This window comes from Bifidobacterium sp. CP2, assembly GCF_018555635.1.
GTDB lineage: Bacteria > Actinomycetota > Actinomycetes > Actinomycetales > Bifidobacteriaceae > Bifidobacterium > Bifidobacterium saguinibicoloris.
Window position 1 is genome coordinate 48812 of record NZ_JAFEJX010000002.1, and the last position, 16055, is coordinate 64866.

Annotated in this window: 10 protein-coding genes and 3 tRNA genes; 11 read left to right on the forward strand and 2 right to left on the reverse strand. The window is 65.3% G+C overall.

What is annotated here, in order from left to right:
- Window positions 1-87: 87 nt before the first annotated feature.
- Window positions 88-1533 (reverse strand): MFS transporter, encoded by a 1446-nt coding sequence (locus tag JS531_RS01640; protein ID WP_214311773.1) that lies wholly within the window; start codon window positions 1531-1533, stop codon window positions 88-90.
- Window positions 1534-1820: 287 nt separating this feature from the next.
- Here JS531_RS01640 and JS531_RS01645 point away from each other — a divergent pair, with 287 nt between their 5' ends.
- From JS531_RS01645 to JS531_RS01670, 6 genes are all read left to right on the forward strand, one after another.
- A complete protein-coding gene (locus JS531_RS01645; RefSeq protein WP_214311775.1) occupies window positions 1821-3371 on the forward strand; it encodes a glycoside hydrolase family 30 beta sandwich domain-containing protein in 1551 nt (516 codons plus the stop codon).
- A gap of 247 nt (window positions 3372-3618) precedes the next feature.
- Window positions 3619-5025 carry an ABC transporter substrate-binding protein gene (locus JS531_RS01650; protein ID WP_214311778.1) on the forward strand — a complete coding sequence of 469 codons (1407 nt, stop codon included), beginning with the start codon at window positions 3619-3621 and terminating at the stop codon, window positions 5023-5025.
- A 9-nt stretch (window positions 5026-5034) separates the two neighbouring features.
- Entirely contained in the window at window positions 5035-6012 is a 978-nt protein-coding gene (locus JS531_RS01655) for a sugar ABC transporter permease (RefSeq protein WP_214311780.1), read from the forward strand.
- Between the two features lies 1 nt (window position 6013).
- Complete coding sequence (locus tag JS531_RS01660; RefSeq protein WP_214311781.1) at window positions 6014-6961, forward strand: carbohydrate ABC transporter permease; 948 nt, start codon at window positions 6014-6016, stop codon at window positions 6959-6961.
- A 113-nt stretch (window positions 6962-7074) separates the two neighbouring features.
- Window positions 7075-7887 (forward strand): hypothetical protein, encoded by an 813-nt coding sequence (locus JS531_RS01665; RefSeq protein ID WP_214311783.1) that lies wholly within the window; start codon window positions 7075-7077, stop codon window positions 7885-7887.
- 441 nt (window positions 7888-8328) lie between these two features.
- Window positions 8329-11193 (forward strand): hypothetical protein, encoded by a 2865-nt coding sequence (locus JS531_RS01670; protein WP_214311785.1) that lies wholly within the window; start codon window positions 8329-8331, stop codon window positions 11191-11193.
- A 69-nt stretch (window positions 11194-11262) separates the two neighbouring features.
- Here the strand turns inward: JS531_RS01670 and JS531_RS11220 are convergent, their stop codons facing one another.
- Window positions 11263-12756: a DUF805 domain-containing protein gene (locus tag JS531_RS11220; RefSeq protein WP_214311787.1), complete on the reverse strand. Its 1494-nt coding sequence runs from the start codon at window positions 12754-12756 to the stop codon at window positions 11263-11265.
- Between the two features lie 215 nt (window positions 12757-12971).
- Between JS531_RS11220 and gltX the strand changes: the two genes are divergently transcribed.
- The 5 genes from gltX to JS531_RS01700 all read left to right on the forward strand — a co-directional run bounded on the left by gltX (window position 12972) and on the right by JS531_RS01700 (window position 15790).
- Window positions 12972-14513: a glutamate--tRNA ligase gene (gene gltX / locus JS531_RS01680; RefSeq protein ID WP_214311789.1), complete on the forward strand. Its 1542-nt coding sequence runs from the start codon at window positions 12972-12974 to the stop codon at window positions 14511-14513.
- A gap of 292 nt (window positions 14514-14805) precedes the next feature.
- Window positions 14806-14878, forward strand: a tRNA-Glu gene (locus JS531_RS01685).
- Window positions 14879-15094: 216 nt separating this feature from the next.
- The gene (locus JS531_RS01690) at window positions 15095-15496 is read left to right on the forward strand and encodes a hypothetical protein (RefSeq protein ID WP_214311796.1); all 402 of its coding nucleotides are present in this window, start codon (window positions 15095-15097) and stop codon (window positions 15494-15496) included.
- Between the two features lie 108 nt (window positions 15497-15604).
- Window positions 15605-15677, forward strand: a tRNA-Glu gene (locus JS531_RS01695).
- 38 nt (window positions 15678-15715) lie between these two features.
- A tRNA-Gln gene (locus JS531_RS01700) sits at window positions 15716-15790 on the forward strand.
- Window positions 15791-16055 lie beyond the last annotated feature (265 nt).

A 16055-nucleotide genomic window follows, 5' to 3' on the forward strand; every position in this document is an offset into this window, starting at 1 on the left:
TCACCGCGTAGCTGGCGACGGTCACCACGACCGCCACGACGATGATGGTGATCAGATGTTGCGGATCAGTGGCGAACGCGGTGAACATCACATCTCACCCTTGGCGCGGCGCTCGTCGAGGATCGCGGCGTTCTTCTTGGAAATCTCGCCGGACAGCGGGTAGAAGAACAGCAGGATGAGGGCGATCAGGCCGTTGCCGATGGCCGGGGCCAGCGTGGCGACGCCGTAGATGTTGTTCAGGGTCTCGGTGGACTGGCGCACGGCCTCGCCGGCGTCGGCGGTCACGTAACCGGTGGCGGCGAGCACGATGCCCGGGAGCAGGCCGGAGAGGGCCTGGCCGATCTTGCGGGCGAACATGTAGCCGGTGTACACGGTGCCGTCCTCACGGGTGTGGGTCTTGACCTGGATGTCGTCGATGATGTCGGTGATGAAGGACCAGACCATCAGGCCGAACACGCCGTTGCCGAAGATGGCGACGATGGAGAAGACCACGAACACGTACGGGTTGGTGATGTGCAGGAAGAACATCACGACGTAGACCACGGTGGTGAAGACCAGCAGCACGCCGCAGACGAGCTTCTTGCCGAACTTGTCGCAGATGGCCGGGACGAACGGGGCCACGATGAGGACCGGCACGTTCTGGACGGCCAGGATGGCGAGGGCGGCGGTGTTCTCGAAGTAGTCCTTGTACAGGTAGGCGTTCACGGCGCCGGCGAACATCTGGGCGAAGATGAGCAGCAGGGCGGCGAGCATCAGGGCGACCATCGCGCGGTTGGAGAACATGTAGGCGATGGACTTCCACAGTGGGACGTGCTCCTTGGCGCCCTTCTCGACGCGGATGCGTTCGACGGTGCCGCGCAGGGTGATCTCGTAGCAGATCCACAGCAGGATGGCGAAGACGATGGCGACCCAGATCAGGACCGGTCCGTTGAGGACCTTCTTGTCGGCGCCGGTGGAGTCCTTGACGGTGGTGTACATGACGAGCGGCAGGATGAAGGTCACGATGATGCCGCCGGCGGTCGAACCGAAGCCACGGCCCGCGGCCATCTCGTCACGGTGCTTGACGACCGGGGTGGAGACGGAGGCGAAGGAGCCGTACGGGGCGGAGGTGGCGGAGTAGCAGGCCACGCCGAGGATGTAGATCACGGTGATGTACGTGATGCGCAGGCCCAGGGACCAGCTGGAGACGAACGGGAGGAACGTCAGCACGATGACGGCCATCAGCGGGTAGCGCAGGGTGCGCACGAACCAGTGGTAGCGGCCGTCCTTGCGCAGCGGGGCGTTGTCGGCCCACACGCCGGTGCCGAAATCGGTGAAGGCGGAGATGAGCTTGCCGATGAAGATGATGATGCCGGCGATGGCGGGGCTGATGCCCAGGGCGTCGGTCATGTAGATCATCGCGTAGTTGGTGACCAACTGGAAGTAGAAGCCGTTGCCGATGTCGCCCATGGCGTAGGCCATAGGCTCGGTCTTCTTGAACGGCGGATTTTCCACGATCTTCGCGGTCGTGGCATCAGCGGTTGCAGCCGACATGATGTTCCTTTCTTGTTTCTCTGTTCTCGCAGTATTCGCGTGGGCGATGCGATGATGCCTGGCGGCTTCGGTGCGTGATCGAACTTCCTTGGTCCGCCAAGCTGACGACATCAATATATCACAAATAATCAGTGAATGATTAAAACTGATAAAAAAGGATTGAAAAAGCGCGATGCGGCGTGTCGTGTGTATACTGAACATGTACGAACAATGTGCATGGCCGTTGAAGAAAACGGTTTCCGGTTCGGGAAAACGCTTGCGGCAGTAGGTACAAAGGAGTGGTTGACATGACCGATTTTCTCAATCCGTTCGCGCATGAGCGCTGGACGCGCACGACCGGCGATCTGGCCGACCGTCGCGCCGAAATCGACACCCCGGTGATCGAAAGTGATCACGGCGAGGCTGTTCCGGTGATCATCGACCCGACCCGCCGCTACCAGATGTGGGAGGGCGTCGGCGCCGCCATCACCGACTCCTCCGCCTCCCTGTTCATGAACTCGATGAGCCCCGAGCAGCGCCACGCCATCCTCGAGGAGATGTTCAGCCCCGAGCAGGGCGGCTTCTCCTCCGTGCGCATCTCCATCGGCTCCTGCGACTTCTCCAGCCAGAAGTACTACTCCTACGACGACCTGCCCGAAGGCGTCGCGGCCGACGCCTCCCTGCAGTACTTCTCCATCGGCGAGGGCGAGCCCGGCGCCCCGGACGCCACCCGCGACCTCAAGAACGTGATCCCCGTCCTCCAGGAGATCGTGAAGATCAACCCGGCCGTCAAGATCATGGCCTCCCCGTGGAGCGCCCCGGCATGGATGAAGACCTCCGGCGTGCTCTCCGGCGCCGGCCGCCTGCGCCTCGGCGAATACGTCGGCAACGGCTACCGCTACCAGGACACCATCGACTACGTGTACGCGCAGTACTTCGTCAAGTTCATCGCCGCCTACGCCAAGTACGGCATCCACATCACCTCCGTGACCATGCAGAACGAGCCGAGCAACGGCTGCCCGTGGCCCATCACCGTGTGGACCCCGGAGGAGCTCGCCAAGTGGGGCTCCGAATACCTGCGCCCCGCCCTCGACCGCACCTTCCCGGACGTCGAGATCTACTTCGGCGACGACTCCCTGCGCTTCTACCAGCGTCCGGTCAGCGAATACATGACCCCCGCCCAGGCCAACGCCTTCGCCGGCGTCGCCTTCCACACCTACTCCGGCCTGCCCGAATGGGTCCACAACGGCGCCCGCCAGTTCCCGAACTGGAAGGTCGCGATGACCGAACGCCGCTGCATGCTCGACGACACCGTCGACGAGGCCAGCCACGTGATGTTCGGCGAGATCGGCACCTGGCTCGTGCGCAACGGCATGGGCCTCATCAACCTGTGGAACATGGCGCTCGACGAGCAGGGCTTCCCGAGCTACGCCGGCACCTCCGGCCGCCGCGGCGTCATCACCATCGACTCCTCTACCGGCAAGGTCAAGCGCAACCTCGAATACTTCATGCTGCGCAACTTCGGCCAGGACGTGAAGGTCGGCTCCCACCGCGTCGCCTCCTCCAACTACACGCGCGACGGCCGCCACGGCGGCCTCGGCTCCGTCGCCTTCGTCGCCGACAACGGCGACCTCGCCGGCATCCTCTACAACCCCACCGACAAGGACATCGAAGCCGCCGTCGAAATCAACGGCGAAGGCGCCCGCTGGCAGAAGGTCACCGTTCCCGCCTACGGCACCGTGAGCTTCCACAAGTCCAACGCCGCCACGTTCAACACGACCGACGCGCCGGCCGACGACGAATTCAAGATCACCTACACGCCCCACCCCGCCGACGACCACGACGAGACCCTGTTCTGATCCGTCACAAGGCGCGGTCCGCACGGACCGCGCGACGACGAACGCAACCGACGGTCGCAACCAGTGACCGAATGCGTCGGTCGGAACCGGGGCACGGCGGCCGGGCGACATCGCCCGGCCGCCGGCATGCGGTGCATAATGGAATCGGGGAGAGCGGTTCCATTCCCGACATCGCAGTCAACAACGAAACAAAAGCGCGGCGACGCTGCCGGAAGGCGGCCATACCGCCGGAAGGAGCACACACGTCATGCCGAGGAAGGGAATGCCGCTGCTGCGACGCCTCATCGCGGTGACGGCCGCGTGCGCGGCGGGGCTGTCGCTCGCCGCATGCGGGTCCGGCACGACCGATGCCGATGGGCGTAATCCCGATGGGAGCGTCACCATCAGCATGGCCGGCTGGACCCTGTCCACCAGGCCGGAATTCCAGGCGTTGGCCAGCGCATACGAGAAGACGCATCCGAAGGTCCACATCGACGTCAAGGAATACAGCGCCGACGACTACGACAAGCAGCTCATCGCCGACCTGTCCGCCGGCAAGGCGCCGGACGTCTTCCCGATGAAGAACCTCAAGATGTACTACACGTACGCCTCGCCGGGAGCCTTGGCGGACCTCACTGACGTCGCCGCGCGCTACAAGAACGACGACAACCTCGCCGTCGCCAAGGACTACGTCATCGGAGGCAAGACCTACGCGCTGCCGTACCGCGTCGACGCCACCGTCCTCTACTACAACAAGACGATGCTGAAGAAGGCCGGCGTCGACGCGCCGGACGGCACCTGGACGTGGGACGACTACCTCGCCGTCTGCCGCACGCTCAAGAAGAGACTGCCTGCGGCCGGCTACAAGGACGCCTACCCGACTTACCACCACGCGTCGTTCCAGGCGATCCCGCAGGCCATCGCGCTCGCGCAACAGTCCAAAGGCAGCGGCGTCGCGGGACAGAACGCGCTGTTCTTCTCCGGCGACTACTCGTACCTGAAGCCCATGTACAAGCTGTTCCTGAAGATGCAGCACGAGGACCTCACCCTCTCCTACAACACCGTCTCCGCCTCGAAGACCACATACCAATCCCAGTTCGGCACCGAAAAGGCCGCCCTGCTGCCCATGGGCACCTGGTTCATGGGACCGCTCGCCGACCAGCAGAAGAGCGGCGAGGCGAACAAGTTCGACTGGGGCGTCGCCGCCCTGCCGCAGCTCACCTCCAAGACGGTCAAGCACCCGGTCACCTACGGCGACCCCACCGGCTTCGCCGTCTCCGCCAACTCGCCGTCCGCGAAGCAGAAGGCCGCCAAGGACTTCGTCGCATGGGCTGCCGGTGAACAAGGCGCCGAAGTCACCGCCAAGACCGGCTCGGTGCCCGCCTACACCTCCGACAAGGCGCTCGATGCGTTCTTCGCCAAGAAGGGCCTGCCGCGCGACAAGCAGTCGCGCGACGTGATCCGCAAGTCCGTCATCAAACAGGAGAACCCGGTGGGCGAAGCCACGCAGGTCATCCAGGACGAACTCAACATGGCACAATCGTCCATCCTGTCCGAAACGAAGACCATCGACGACGCGCTCGCCAAAGCCGAGAACGCCGTCGCCAACACCGGTCTGCTGCCGCGCGACAGCGGCGCGGGCCAGAGCCAGAGCCAAGGGAACCAGGGGAAGTGAGGAAGCATCATGAGTGAGCATCGCATCTCCGAAACCGAGCGCACCGTGGAGCGCACCGTCGACGACGTCGCGCGCGCGGCCGACGCGGCACGCGACAACTCGCGCCACGTCAACAAGCTGCGCAACCGCAACATCCGCAACGGACTCATCTTCATCGCGCCGAACTTCATCGGCTTCTTCCTGCTGATCCTCATCCCCGTGGTGACCCTGTTCTACACGTCATTCACCAAATGGAGCGCGCTGGGAACACCCCAATTCAACGGCATCTGGAACTGGCGCCGACTCTTCACCGACGAGAACTTCCTCGACGCGCTCGTCAACACGCTCTACTACGCGGTGGTGCACATCCCGCTCACCCTCGCGCTGGCGTTCGGACTCGCCGTGCTGCTCAACTCGAAGATCAAAGGCCGCGCGTTCTTCCGCACCGTCGCGTTCTTCCCGTACATCACCGCGATCGTCGCCGTGGCGCAGGTGTGGAGCATGATGTTCGACCCGAAGGCTGGCCTCATCAACCAGTTCCTCGCGCTCTTCATGGGCGCCGACAACGTGCCCGGATGGCTGTCCAGCACCACGTGGGCCATGCCCGCCGTCATCATCGTCGGCACCTGGCGTGAGGTCGGATACTTCATGATCCTGCTGCTCGCCGGACTCCAGACCATCCCCGCCGAACTGTACGAGGCCGCGAAGATGGACGGCGCGAACGCCTGGCAGCGCTTCTGGCACGTCACCGTGCCGTGCATGCGCCCCACCCTGTTCTTCGTCACCGTGACCCTGACCATCACATCCCTGAAGATCCTCGACCTGACCCTCGTCATGACCAACGGCGGCCCCGGCACCTCCACGCTCGTGCTCGCACAGTACGTGTACCGCGTGGCGTTCGAACGCGCCGACTTCGGCTACGCGTCCACCGTGTCCCTGGCCCTGTTCTTCATCTGCCTGGCCGTCACGCTCGTGCAGTTCTGGTACAACAACGCGAAGGAGAAGTGAGATGAGCGCTGTTCCGACTTCCTCCGGTTCCGTCTCTTCGGCTGCGGGCGCGTCGGGCGCTTCGGGCGCAGGCGCGGGTTCGTCGTGCAAGGCCGCGGACATCCCCTTCAACACCAACCGGCCCTCCGCCGGACGCATCGCCGCCATGATCCTCGGCTACGCCGTGATGATCGTCATCAGCGTGTTCGTGGTGCTGCCGTTCGTGTGGATGGTGCTCGCCTCGCTGAAGAACAACAACGAGATCTACATGGTCCCGGTCAAATGGCTGCCGGACACCTGGCATTTCGAACACTACGCGCAGATCTGGCAGCGCGCCGACATGCTCGGCTGGCTCGGCAACACCGTGTTCTTCGCCGTGGTGGTGACGTTCCTGCAGGTGTTCACCGGCTCGTTTGCCGCGTACGGCTTTTCGAAGATCAACTTCCCCGGCCGCAACACCCTCTTCCTTGTCTACGTGGCGACGATGGCCGTGCCGTGGCAGGCGTACATGATCCCGCAGTTCAAGATGCTTTCGATCGTGGGGCTCAACGACACCCGCTGGTCCATCATCCTGCTGCAGGCGTTCGGCGCGTTCGGCGTGTTCATGATGAAGCAGTTCTACGACACGATCCCCGACTCGCTCTCCGAGGCCGCGCGCCTCGACGGCCTGAGCGAATTCGGTATCTACCGTCGCATCATCCTGCCGTTGTCCGGCTCGTCGATCGCCGCGCTCGCGATCATCACGTTCACGAACACGTGGAACGACTACATGGGCCCGCTGCTCTACCTGCGTTCGCCCGACCTGTACACCATCCAGCTGGGTCTCAAGACCTTCATCTCCCAGTACGATGCCGACTACTCGATGATCATGACCGGATCCGTGCTCTCCGTGCTGCCGATCCTCGTGGTCTTCCTCATCGGGCAGAAGCAGTTCATCGAAGGTATCGCCACTTCGGGCATGAAGGGCTGACGAGTTGCGCGGACGGTCCGGCGGACGCTGGTCGTCCGTGGCGCCGCTCCGGTCGGTGCCGCTGAAGTGCGTCTCTGCGCGGGCGTGCCGCGTCCAATGCGAAAGGAGTCATCATGGAGGCGCGAAGGTCCCGTCCTCGCTTTTCCGCGAACGCGTTCCTCACCGTGGCGAACGTGGTCTATCTGCTGCTCGCCATGTCCGTGCTGACACTGATCGGGTGTCTGCCGCTCGTGCTCGCGTTCGTCTTCGCGCCCGGGCGGCGGTTCTATCCGCTGGTTCTGGCCGCCGCGGCCCTGTCCGCGCCGGGCGTGGCCGCTTCCTTCGCGATGTTCCGGGACCATCCGGTGTTCCTCACCGCTTCGCGGCGCGACGCGCTGAACGCGCTCGCCGAGTCCGGCCGTGACCTGCCCGGCTGGATCGCCGCGCCCTACGTTCCCTCCGACGTCTCCGTCGCCGTGTTCCGGCCGTATTTCGCCGCGTACCGTCGTGTCGGCCTTCGTGCGCTCGCGGTCGGGGTGACGTTCGGTGTGGTCGAGTTCCTCGCGTTGTATGACGCGCAGCTGCTCATGCAGGTGGCGTGGGGACAGTTGTTCGTGCCGCTGCTGTTCGTGGTGGCCGTCATCTCCGTCGAGGCGGCGTTGGTGGCGTTAGGTCTCGTCGTGGAGTTTCCGAAGGCGAAGTGGCGTTCCCTGTTACGCAACGGCTACCTGTGCGGCGTGCGCCGGTTCGTCATGCTCGTCGTCAACGCGTGTGTGCTCGCCGTGTACGCGTGGGGTGCCATGCGCAGTCCGATTCTGGTGGCAGTGCTCGCCACGGGGGTGGTCGCGTTCGTGCTGTGGGCCGGTGTGCGGTGGCAGTTCCGTGCGCTCGCCTTGGCGATGGCCCGTGAGGCGCACGATCGTCGGCTCGTGGCTCTGTACGACTGATCCGCTTTCGCGTCCGATTCTATAGAATCGAGCGTTTTCGGGTGGGTGCGGGTCTGCTTTGCGTCCGATTCTGTAGGATGTGGCGTTTCGTGGTGCCTGGGCGCCCGCTTTGCGTCCGATTCTATAGAATCGAGCGTTCGGAGAGGTTTGGGAGGCGCTGTTGCGTCCGATTCTGTAGGATGTGGCGTTTCGCGGTGCTTGGGCGCTTGGTTTGCGCTCGATTCTATAGAAACGGATGCTCAGAGAGGCTTGGGAGGCGCTGTCACGCCCGTTTCTATAGAAACGGACGTTTTCGGGCGGATGCGGATGCGCTTTGCGTCCGATTCTATAGAAACGGACGCGGCGGAGTTTCTTGGGTGATTCGGCCGCGTGACCACTCATCATCATTTATGATTGTTTCTGAGCAAAACTGTACTAATCAATCAGAAAAGAGAACCAATCATGGCTGATTCGACCCCCGAGCCCATGCCTGCACCCACCATCGGCGGCGAGGCGTGGCCGGACGTCGTCCGTATCGCCATCGACGCGGCCGACGTCGCCGCCGCGGCGACCAACCGCAACGGACTCACCTACAAGGGCTTCGGCCTGTTGAGCGGCAACGCCACCTCCAGCCTCCTCATGGACTACAAGGCCGAAAGCCCCGAAGCCTACTGGAAGCTCGTCGAGACCCTGTTCGCCGGCGACCGTCCGCTCATGAACACCGTCAAGGTGGAGATGGGCAACGATCGCAACAACTCCACCGGCCCTAACGTCGCCACCATGCGCGAACGCGACGAATACCCGCAGGTCCGCCGCGAACCCGGCTTCCAGCTCGCCGCCGACGCACGCCGCTACCAGCCGTCCGTGCATGTGAGCATCCTGCGCTGGATGGCCCCCACCTGGGTCCACTCCAACGACGACGTCTACAAGTGGTACAAGAACACCATCCTCGCCGCCTACCGCGAATACGGCTTCATGGTCGATTCGGTCAACCCCGACGTCAACGAGCGCACCGCCGACCTCGACTGGGTGGCGGACTTCGCGCACCGCGTCCACACCGACACGGAGGGCTTCATCGGCAACGGCCCCGACGACCCGAACGCCGGCTTCGCAAGCGACGAGGAACGCGACATGTTCCACGCCATCAAGGTCATCACCTCCGACGAGGAGGTCACCGGCACGTTCGGCGGTGACATCATCGCCAATCCGAAGTACCTCGAGGCCATGGACGTGGCCTCCTACCATTACTCCGTCGAGGACGATCCGGACGACAGTTTCAAGCGTCTCGCCGGCGAATTCGACCAGGAGATCTGGAACTCCGAGGCGCAGGCCACGTTCTCCAACTCCGCCGACCGTCCGAACAACACGATGGACGATGGCCTCGGCGAACGCACCGGCACCGGCATCGGCGGTTCAGGCAGCGCCCTCGAGATGGCGAACACCCTCATCAAGGGCTTCGTCGAATCCCGCCGTACGCACGCCATCTACCAGCCGGCCATCGGCTCCTGCTACGAGAACATGGAGTACGCGTCCAAGGAGCTCATCTCCGCCCGCGACCCGTGGAGCGGCTGGATGTACTACGACGCCGGCTGCGCCGTGCTCGAGCATTTCACCAAGTTCGCGAAGCTCGGTTTCCCGCGGCTCAACGACGGCACCGAGGTCGACGGCATCTGGCGCGCCATCCCGTCCGCGTCCGGCAGCGAGGTCGGCGGCAACAACCCCGTCAACGGGGCCCGCCACGGCGAACCCTCCTACCTGACCCTCGCCGATCCGACCGGCGAGGACTTCAGCACCGTCATCGTCAACGATTCCGCCCGTCCGAAGACGTACGTCATCACCACCGGGCATGCGTTGAAGGCGTTCGGCAAGCCGCTGCAGGTGTGGGTCACCAAAGCCGCCGACGCGGCCGCCGGCGAACCGTACGACGCGAACTACCGTCGTCCGCTCACCGTGGTGCCGCCCGCGTATCCGGCCGAAACGGACGGCCGTGCCGAGACGCGCGAGAACGACGCCGTCGTGACGTACACGCTCACCGTCGAACCGTGGAGCATCGTCACCGCCACAACGCTCGACACGTTCGGCCCGGCCGCCGACGACGATGCCGACCGTTCAGGCGAGACATGCGAGGGCCGCTACACGCCCAAGCCCGGCTACGAATATGATCTGCCGCATACCGCCGAAGCCGTCCGCCCGGTGCTCGACGTCGATCCGGAGGGCGGCGTCCTGTACGCCGACGACTTCCGCTACGAGGACGAGAAGCCGGTCCAGGTCTTCAAGCATGACGCGCTGGCCGACGAGGACTATCTGGAGTCTCGCGGCGGCGCGTCCGGCGCGACCGCCCGCTACACCACGGACACGAACGGCGCGTTCGAGATCGTGCCCGACCCCGAACGCGGCCACGTGCTGCGCCAGCAGATCGACTGGAACCACGCCGGCAACGCGTGGATCGAGGGCGAGCCGCGCACCGCGATCGGCGACATGCGCTGGACCGACTACCAGGTCTCCGTCGACGTGAAGTTCGAGGACTACCCGGGCCGCGCGCCCTACGTGGTGGTCGGCGCCCGCGAGATGGGCGGGAACAAGTTCACCACCGACATCTGCGGCGTCGACTTCAAGATCCGCGCCGACGGCATCTGGCTGCTGCGCAACTTCGGCAACGAGGTGCGTCGCGGTCATCTCGAGGACCTGCGCAAGCGTGCCGCCGAAGCCGGCACGACGCCGTTCACGCCGGGTGCGGGTGCGTGGAACACCATCACGCTGCGTGTGGCCGGCACCACCGCCACCGTGTTCGTCAACGGCGCGCAGGTCGCCATCTGGTCCGACGACGCGTTGCAGTCCGCCGGCCGCGTGAACCTCGGCACGAGCTTCGACCACGTGCGCTTCTCCAACCTCAAGGTGGAGCGCGTCGAAGGCCACGCGCCCTACTACGACCAGCTCATCGACGACATGCACATGCGTTCGTGGGACGACGGCTCCGAGGTGCTGCGGTATGCCGGTCCGTGGACGCACGACAACGGCCAGGGCATGTTCACGTACCTGCGTACGATCTCCCGCGCCGCTTCGGCCGGCGCGTCGGTCGCGCTGACGTTCGACGGCACCGGCGTCGACCTGTTCGGGCCGTCCGACGGCTCCGCGCGTCTCGACGTGTTCGTCGACGGGAAGCAGGTTCGGTCCGCCGCGCCCGTGCACGCGACGAACGGTTCGCTGCGCTGCGAGTTCCGTCTGGATGGCTTGGAGTACGGCCGTCACACGGTGGTCTTCCGTACGGCATCCGTTGGTCCCGCCGGATTTGCGCTCGACGCGCTCGGCGTGGTCGGCAGGGTCTGACCCGACGACGAGGCCCGTCCCGCTCTGTTCCAGCGGGACGGGCCTCGTCGTTCATTGCGTTCGTATCGGTCAGGCGTTGGCGCCGTTCTGGTACGGGTTGTCCTGTCCGTACGGCGTCTGGGCCGGCTCCTGCGTGGCGGCCGGTTCGGAGGCGGCGGTGGGCGTCGTCGGCAGCGGCACGGATGGAACGGCCGACGGCTGTTCGCCGTAGGTGGGGACGGGCGCGGCGCCGTACGTCGACGTCGCCGGCTGCTCACCGTAGGCGGGGACGCCCGATGCGGCGGGAGCAGCGCCGTATTCCGGCGTCGTCGGGGCGCCATAGGCCGGGGCCTGTTCGCCGTATACAGGCGTCGTCGCCGGCTGTTCGCCGTAGGTGGTACCTGCCGGGGCAGCCGGCTGGGCCGCGCCGTATCCCGCGGCGTTCGGATCGGCGTACGGGGCGGGGGCGGCCTCATACGGGTTGCCGTAGGCGCCATGCGCCTCCGGAGCGCCGTACGGTGCGCCGGGAGCCGGCGCCGCGGGCGCGCCGTACGGCTGGTTGTACGCGTTGACCGGGGTGCCGTACCGCTGCGAAGGCTTGTCGAATCGGGCGCCTTCCGGCTTGGGGCCGCCCACCATGAACACCAGCCACACGATGCTCGGCACCAGCACGAGCAATCCTCCGATGACGATGGCCACGACGCCGCCGGCCGCCGCCGCGCCGTAACCGTCGCCGGCGCCCAGACCGTAGCCCAGACCACTGAAGATGGCCACGCCGGCACCCACGATGAGGACGATGTAGCCGACGAACATCACGCCGTAGAAGATGGCGAGCCACCAGCCGGCGCGGTTGGTGTCATGCAGACGACGCACGGCGAGCGCCAGGGACGGCACGAGGATGGCGAGACTCCACGCCATCTGCAGGAACGAGACGAATCCGTTGGCGGCGTTGTCGCGCGTGACGAAGTCCAGCAGGAAGAACAGCAAGGTGGCCAGTGACGCGATCAGTTCCCACCACCAGAACTCGGAACGGGAGGCGCGGCCGGAGAACGTGGCGTACTTCTTCCAGAAGCGCAGGAACGCCTCCGGCAGCGAGCAGCCGTAGTACGGCTGGTCCAGCGTCGGTTCGCCGTTGCCCGCGTAGGCCGCGGCGGCAACGCCGGGCTGCTGCGCGGCGTACGCATCGTAGCCGGCGGAGGGAGCCGCCTGCCAGACGCCGGGCTGCTCGGGCTGCGGCGACTGCGGGACCGCGCCGTATGCGGGGGCGGAGGCCTGTCCGTATTCCGGCGCGGGCGCGGCCTGGTCGTAGGAGACCTGCCCCGGCTGCTCATAGGCCGGCGCCGCCTGACCGTATTCCGGTGCCGCGGGTGCTGTCTGGGCGTACTGCGGTGCCGGCGGCTGCTCGCCGTACTGGCCGTATTGCGGTGTCTCGCCGTAGGCCGGCGTCGAACCGTATTCCGGTGCGGCGGGCGCTGCCTGCCCGTACTGGGACGGCTGGTTCCCCTGCGCGTACTGCTCGGGCTGTTGTCCGTCTGCGCCATACCCCGGATTCGGCGGCAGCGGCACGTTGCTCGGTGTGCTCATGACGATCTTCCCCTTTCGAAGACGCGGATACATGGCCATTATCCAACACATTCCCGCGGAACGGAACATATCACCCGCCGGAGCGGCGTCGGCGCGGCGCTGGAACGGCGTCGTCGCCCGTCGTCGGCCATCGGTGTCCATCGACGCGGACGGATCGTGACGACGGAAGTCGGCACGGCGCGGGCCGTCGCCCTTGCGCGGCACAATAGGGAACCATGACCGAAGCTGCAAACGCAACCGAAAACGCAAAAAACCACAAGCCTGAACTGCCGAAGGACGTCCGTGTCCGCTTCTGCCCGTCCCCGACCGGCACGCCGCACGTCGGCATGATCCGCACCGCCCTGTTCAACTGGGCCGAGGCGCGCGCCACCGGCGGCACGCTCGTCTTCCGCATCGAAGACACCGACGCCCAGCGCGACAGCGAGGAAAGCTACAACCAGATCCTCGAATCCCTGCGCTGGCTGGGCATCGACTGGGACGAAGGCATCGAAGTGGGCGGCCCCCACGGCCCGTACCGCCAGTCCGAGCGCACCGCCATCTACAAGGACGTCGCCGCCAAGCTGCTCGAAGCCGGCTACGCCTACGAATCCTTCTCCACGCCGGAGGAGATCAAGGAACGCAACCTCGCCGCCGGCCGCCCGGCCGAATTCGGCTACGACGGCTACGACCGCGACCTCACCGAAGAGCAGAAGGCCGCCTTCCGCGCCGAAGGCCGCAAGCCCGCGCTGCGCATCCGCATGCCCGACGAGGACATCGCCTTCGACGACCTCATCCGCGGCACCATCGAATTCAAGGCCGGTTCCGTGCCGGACTACGTCATCGTCCGCCCGAACGGCGACCCGCTGTACACGCTCACCAACCCGGTGGACGACGCCATGATGGACATCAACGTGGTGCTGCGCGGCGAGGACCTGCTGAGCTCCACTCCGCGCCAGATCGTGCTCTACCGCTACCTCATGGAACTGGGCATCGCCAAGCAGATGCCGCTGTTCGGCCACATGCCGTACGTGATGGGCCAGGGCAACAAGAAGCTCTCCAAGCGCGACCCGGAGTCCAACCTGTTCAACCACCGCGACGCCGGCTTCATCCGCGAAGGCCTGCTCAACTACCTGGCGCTGCTCGGCTGGTCCATCGCCCCGGACCGCGACGTGTTCTCCATGGACGAGATGATCGCCAAGTTCGACGTGCGCGACGTCAAGGCCAACCCGGCCCGCTTCGACCTCGACAAGGCCATCTCCATCAATGCCGAGCACGTGCGCATGCTCGAGCCGCAGGACTTCCTCAACCGTTCCGTGCCGTACCTGCACCGCGACGGCGTCGTCTCCGCCGATTCGTGGGATGCGCTGACCGCGCGCGAGCAGGAGATCCTGACCGCCGCCGCCCCGCTCGTCCAGACCCGCGTGCGTCTGCTCGGCGAGGTCGCCGGCATGGTTGGCTCCCTGCTGTCCACCGCCGAGTACATCGAGCCGGACGACGGCGCGAGGAAGCAGCTCAAGGATTCCGCCCCGGCCGTGCTCGACCTTGCGATCGCCGCGCTCGAAGGCGTCTCCGAAGCCGATTGGAAGACCGACACCCTGCATGAGACGCTCAACAAGGCGCTCGTGGAGGAGGGCGGATACAAGCCGCGCCTCGCCTTCGGCCCGGTGCGCGTCGCCATGTCCGGCCGCCGCGTCTCCCCGCCGCTGTTCGAGAGCATGGAGATCGTCGGCCGCGATCTGACGCTCGCTCGTCTCAAGGGGCTGCGCGAGCACCTGTGATGTGGTGATCGGCCGCGGTCTGCCGCGGAGTGATCGCCACGTGTGCGTCGGCTACGTGTGCATCAGGAGGGCATCCGCCGTTGGGCGGGTGCCCTCCTGTCGTTCGGGGTGATGGACTTCGCGCGTCGGTGCCGCGGTATGAGCGCAGGTGGGATTGCGGCGCTGGTTTCTGCCACGGTGGCGAGGTGCTGTCAATCAAGGAATCACGATGTGACACGCCGTGGTTGACGCCGGTGGAATGTTCCCGTATATTAACCACTCGTTGCGGTTCACGCCGCAGCGGATAACTCAAGCCCCCATCGTCTAGCGGTCTAGGACTACGCCCTCTCACGGCGCCAACACCGGTTCAAATCCGGTTGGGGGTACGGACAGGAAGAACCCCGGCTCATCGAGCCGGGGTTCTTCGCGTTGTCGCCGTGTCCGGATGGAGGGGGTCGAGCGGCGGGCGGGCCGTCAGGCCGGGATGGGTGGCGTTTCCGTGCCATGGTTGGCGGGGATGTGACGCCGATGTGTGTCGGGCGTCGTTTCCGTTCCATGGTTGGCGGGGATCTGACGCTGCGGGGGCGTTTGGAGGTTGTTCCGTGCCAGACTTGGCAAAGATGCGACGCTGGCATGGGTGTGGGCGTCGTTTTCGTGCCAGGCTTGGCTGGGATGTGACGCCGATGTGTGTCGGGCGTCGTTTCCGTTCCATGGTTGGCGGGGATCTGACGCTGGTGGGTGTCGGGCGGCGTTTTCGTGCCGGGCTTGGCTGGGATGTGACGCTGGTGGGTGTCGAGCGGCGTTTTCGTGCCGGGCTTGGCTGGGATGTGACGCTGGTGGGTGTCGAGCGGCGTTTCCGTGCCAAGGTTGGCGGAGATCTGACGCTGATGGTGGAGTATGCCGTGATTTCGTTCGGGATGACGACGGGAACTATGCGTCGGGGGAGTTCTTGGCGGCGGAATTTCGTGGGAACCGGTGTGGGGCCAATGGTTCATGGGGTCTGAAACCGTTGGAAATACTGGCGACACGCCGTGATTTGCGTACCTGCGGGTACCCGCGTATATTAATCACTCGTTGCGCGGTTCGCCGAGCAGCCACTGAAAAGTGAATAAGCCCCCATCGTCTAGCGGTCTAGGACTACGCCCTCTCACGGCGCCAACACCGGTTCAAATCCGGTTGGGGGTACGACGGACAACTCCTTGGAGTTGTTACGCCAGCCCAATTGGGGTGTGGTGTAATTGGCAACACAGCTGATTCTGGTTCAGCCATTCTTGGTTCGAGTCCAGGCACCCCAGCCAATGAAAACCCTCGCGAAAGCGAGGGTTTTCTTGTTCTCAGGCCCATGACACACCGGCATCGGGGTGACGAGGCGTCCCGTCGGCCATTTCCGGGATTTGTTGTGCTGACGGTGTTTCAGTGCAAGGTTTCCCGGAGATGGGTCGGAATATCCGGGATTTGTTGTGCTGACACTGCCTCGGTACAAGGAATCCCGGGGGTTGTCCGGGTTGTCCGGGATTTGTTGTGCTGACACTGCCTCAGTGCGAGGATTCCCGGGGGCTGTCG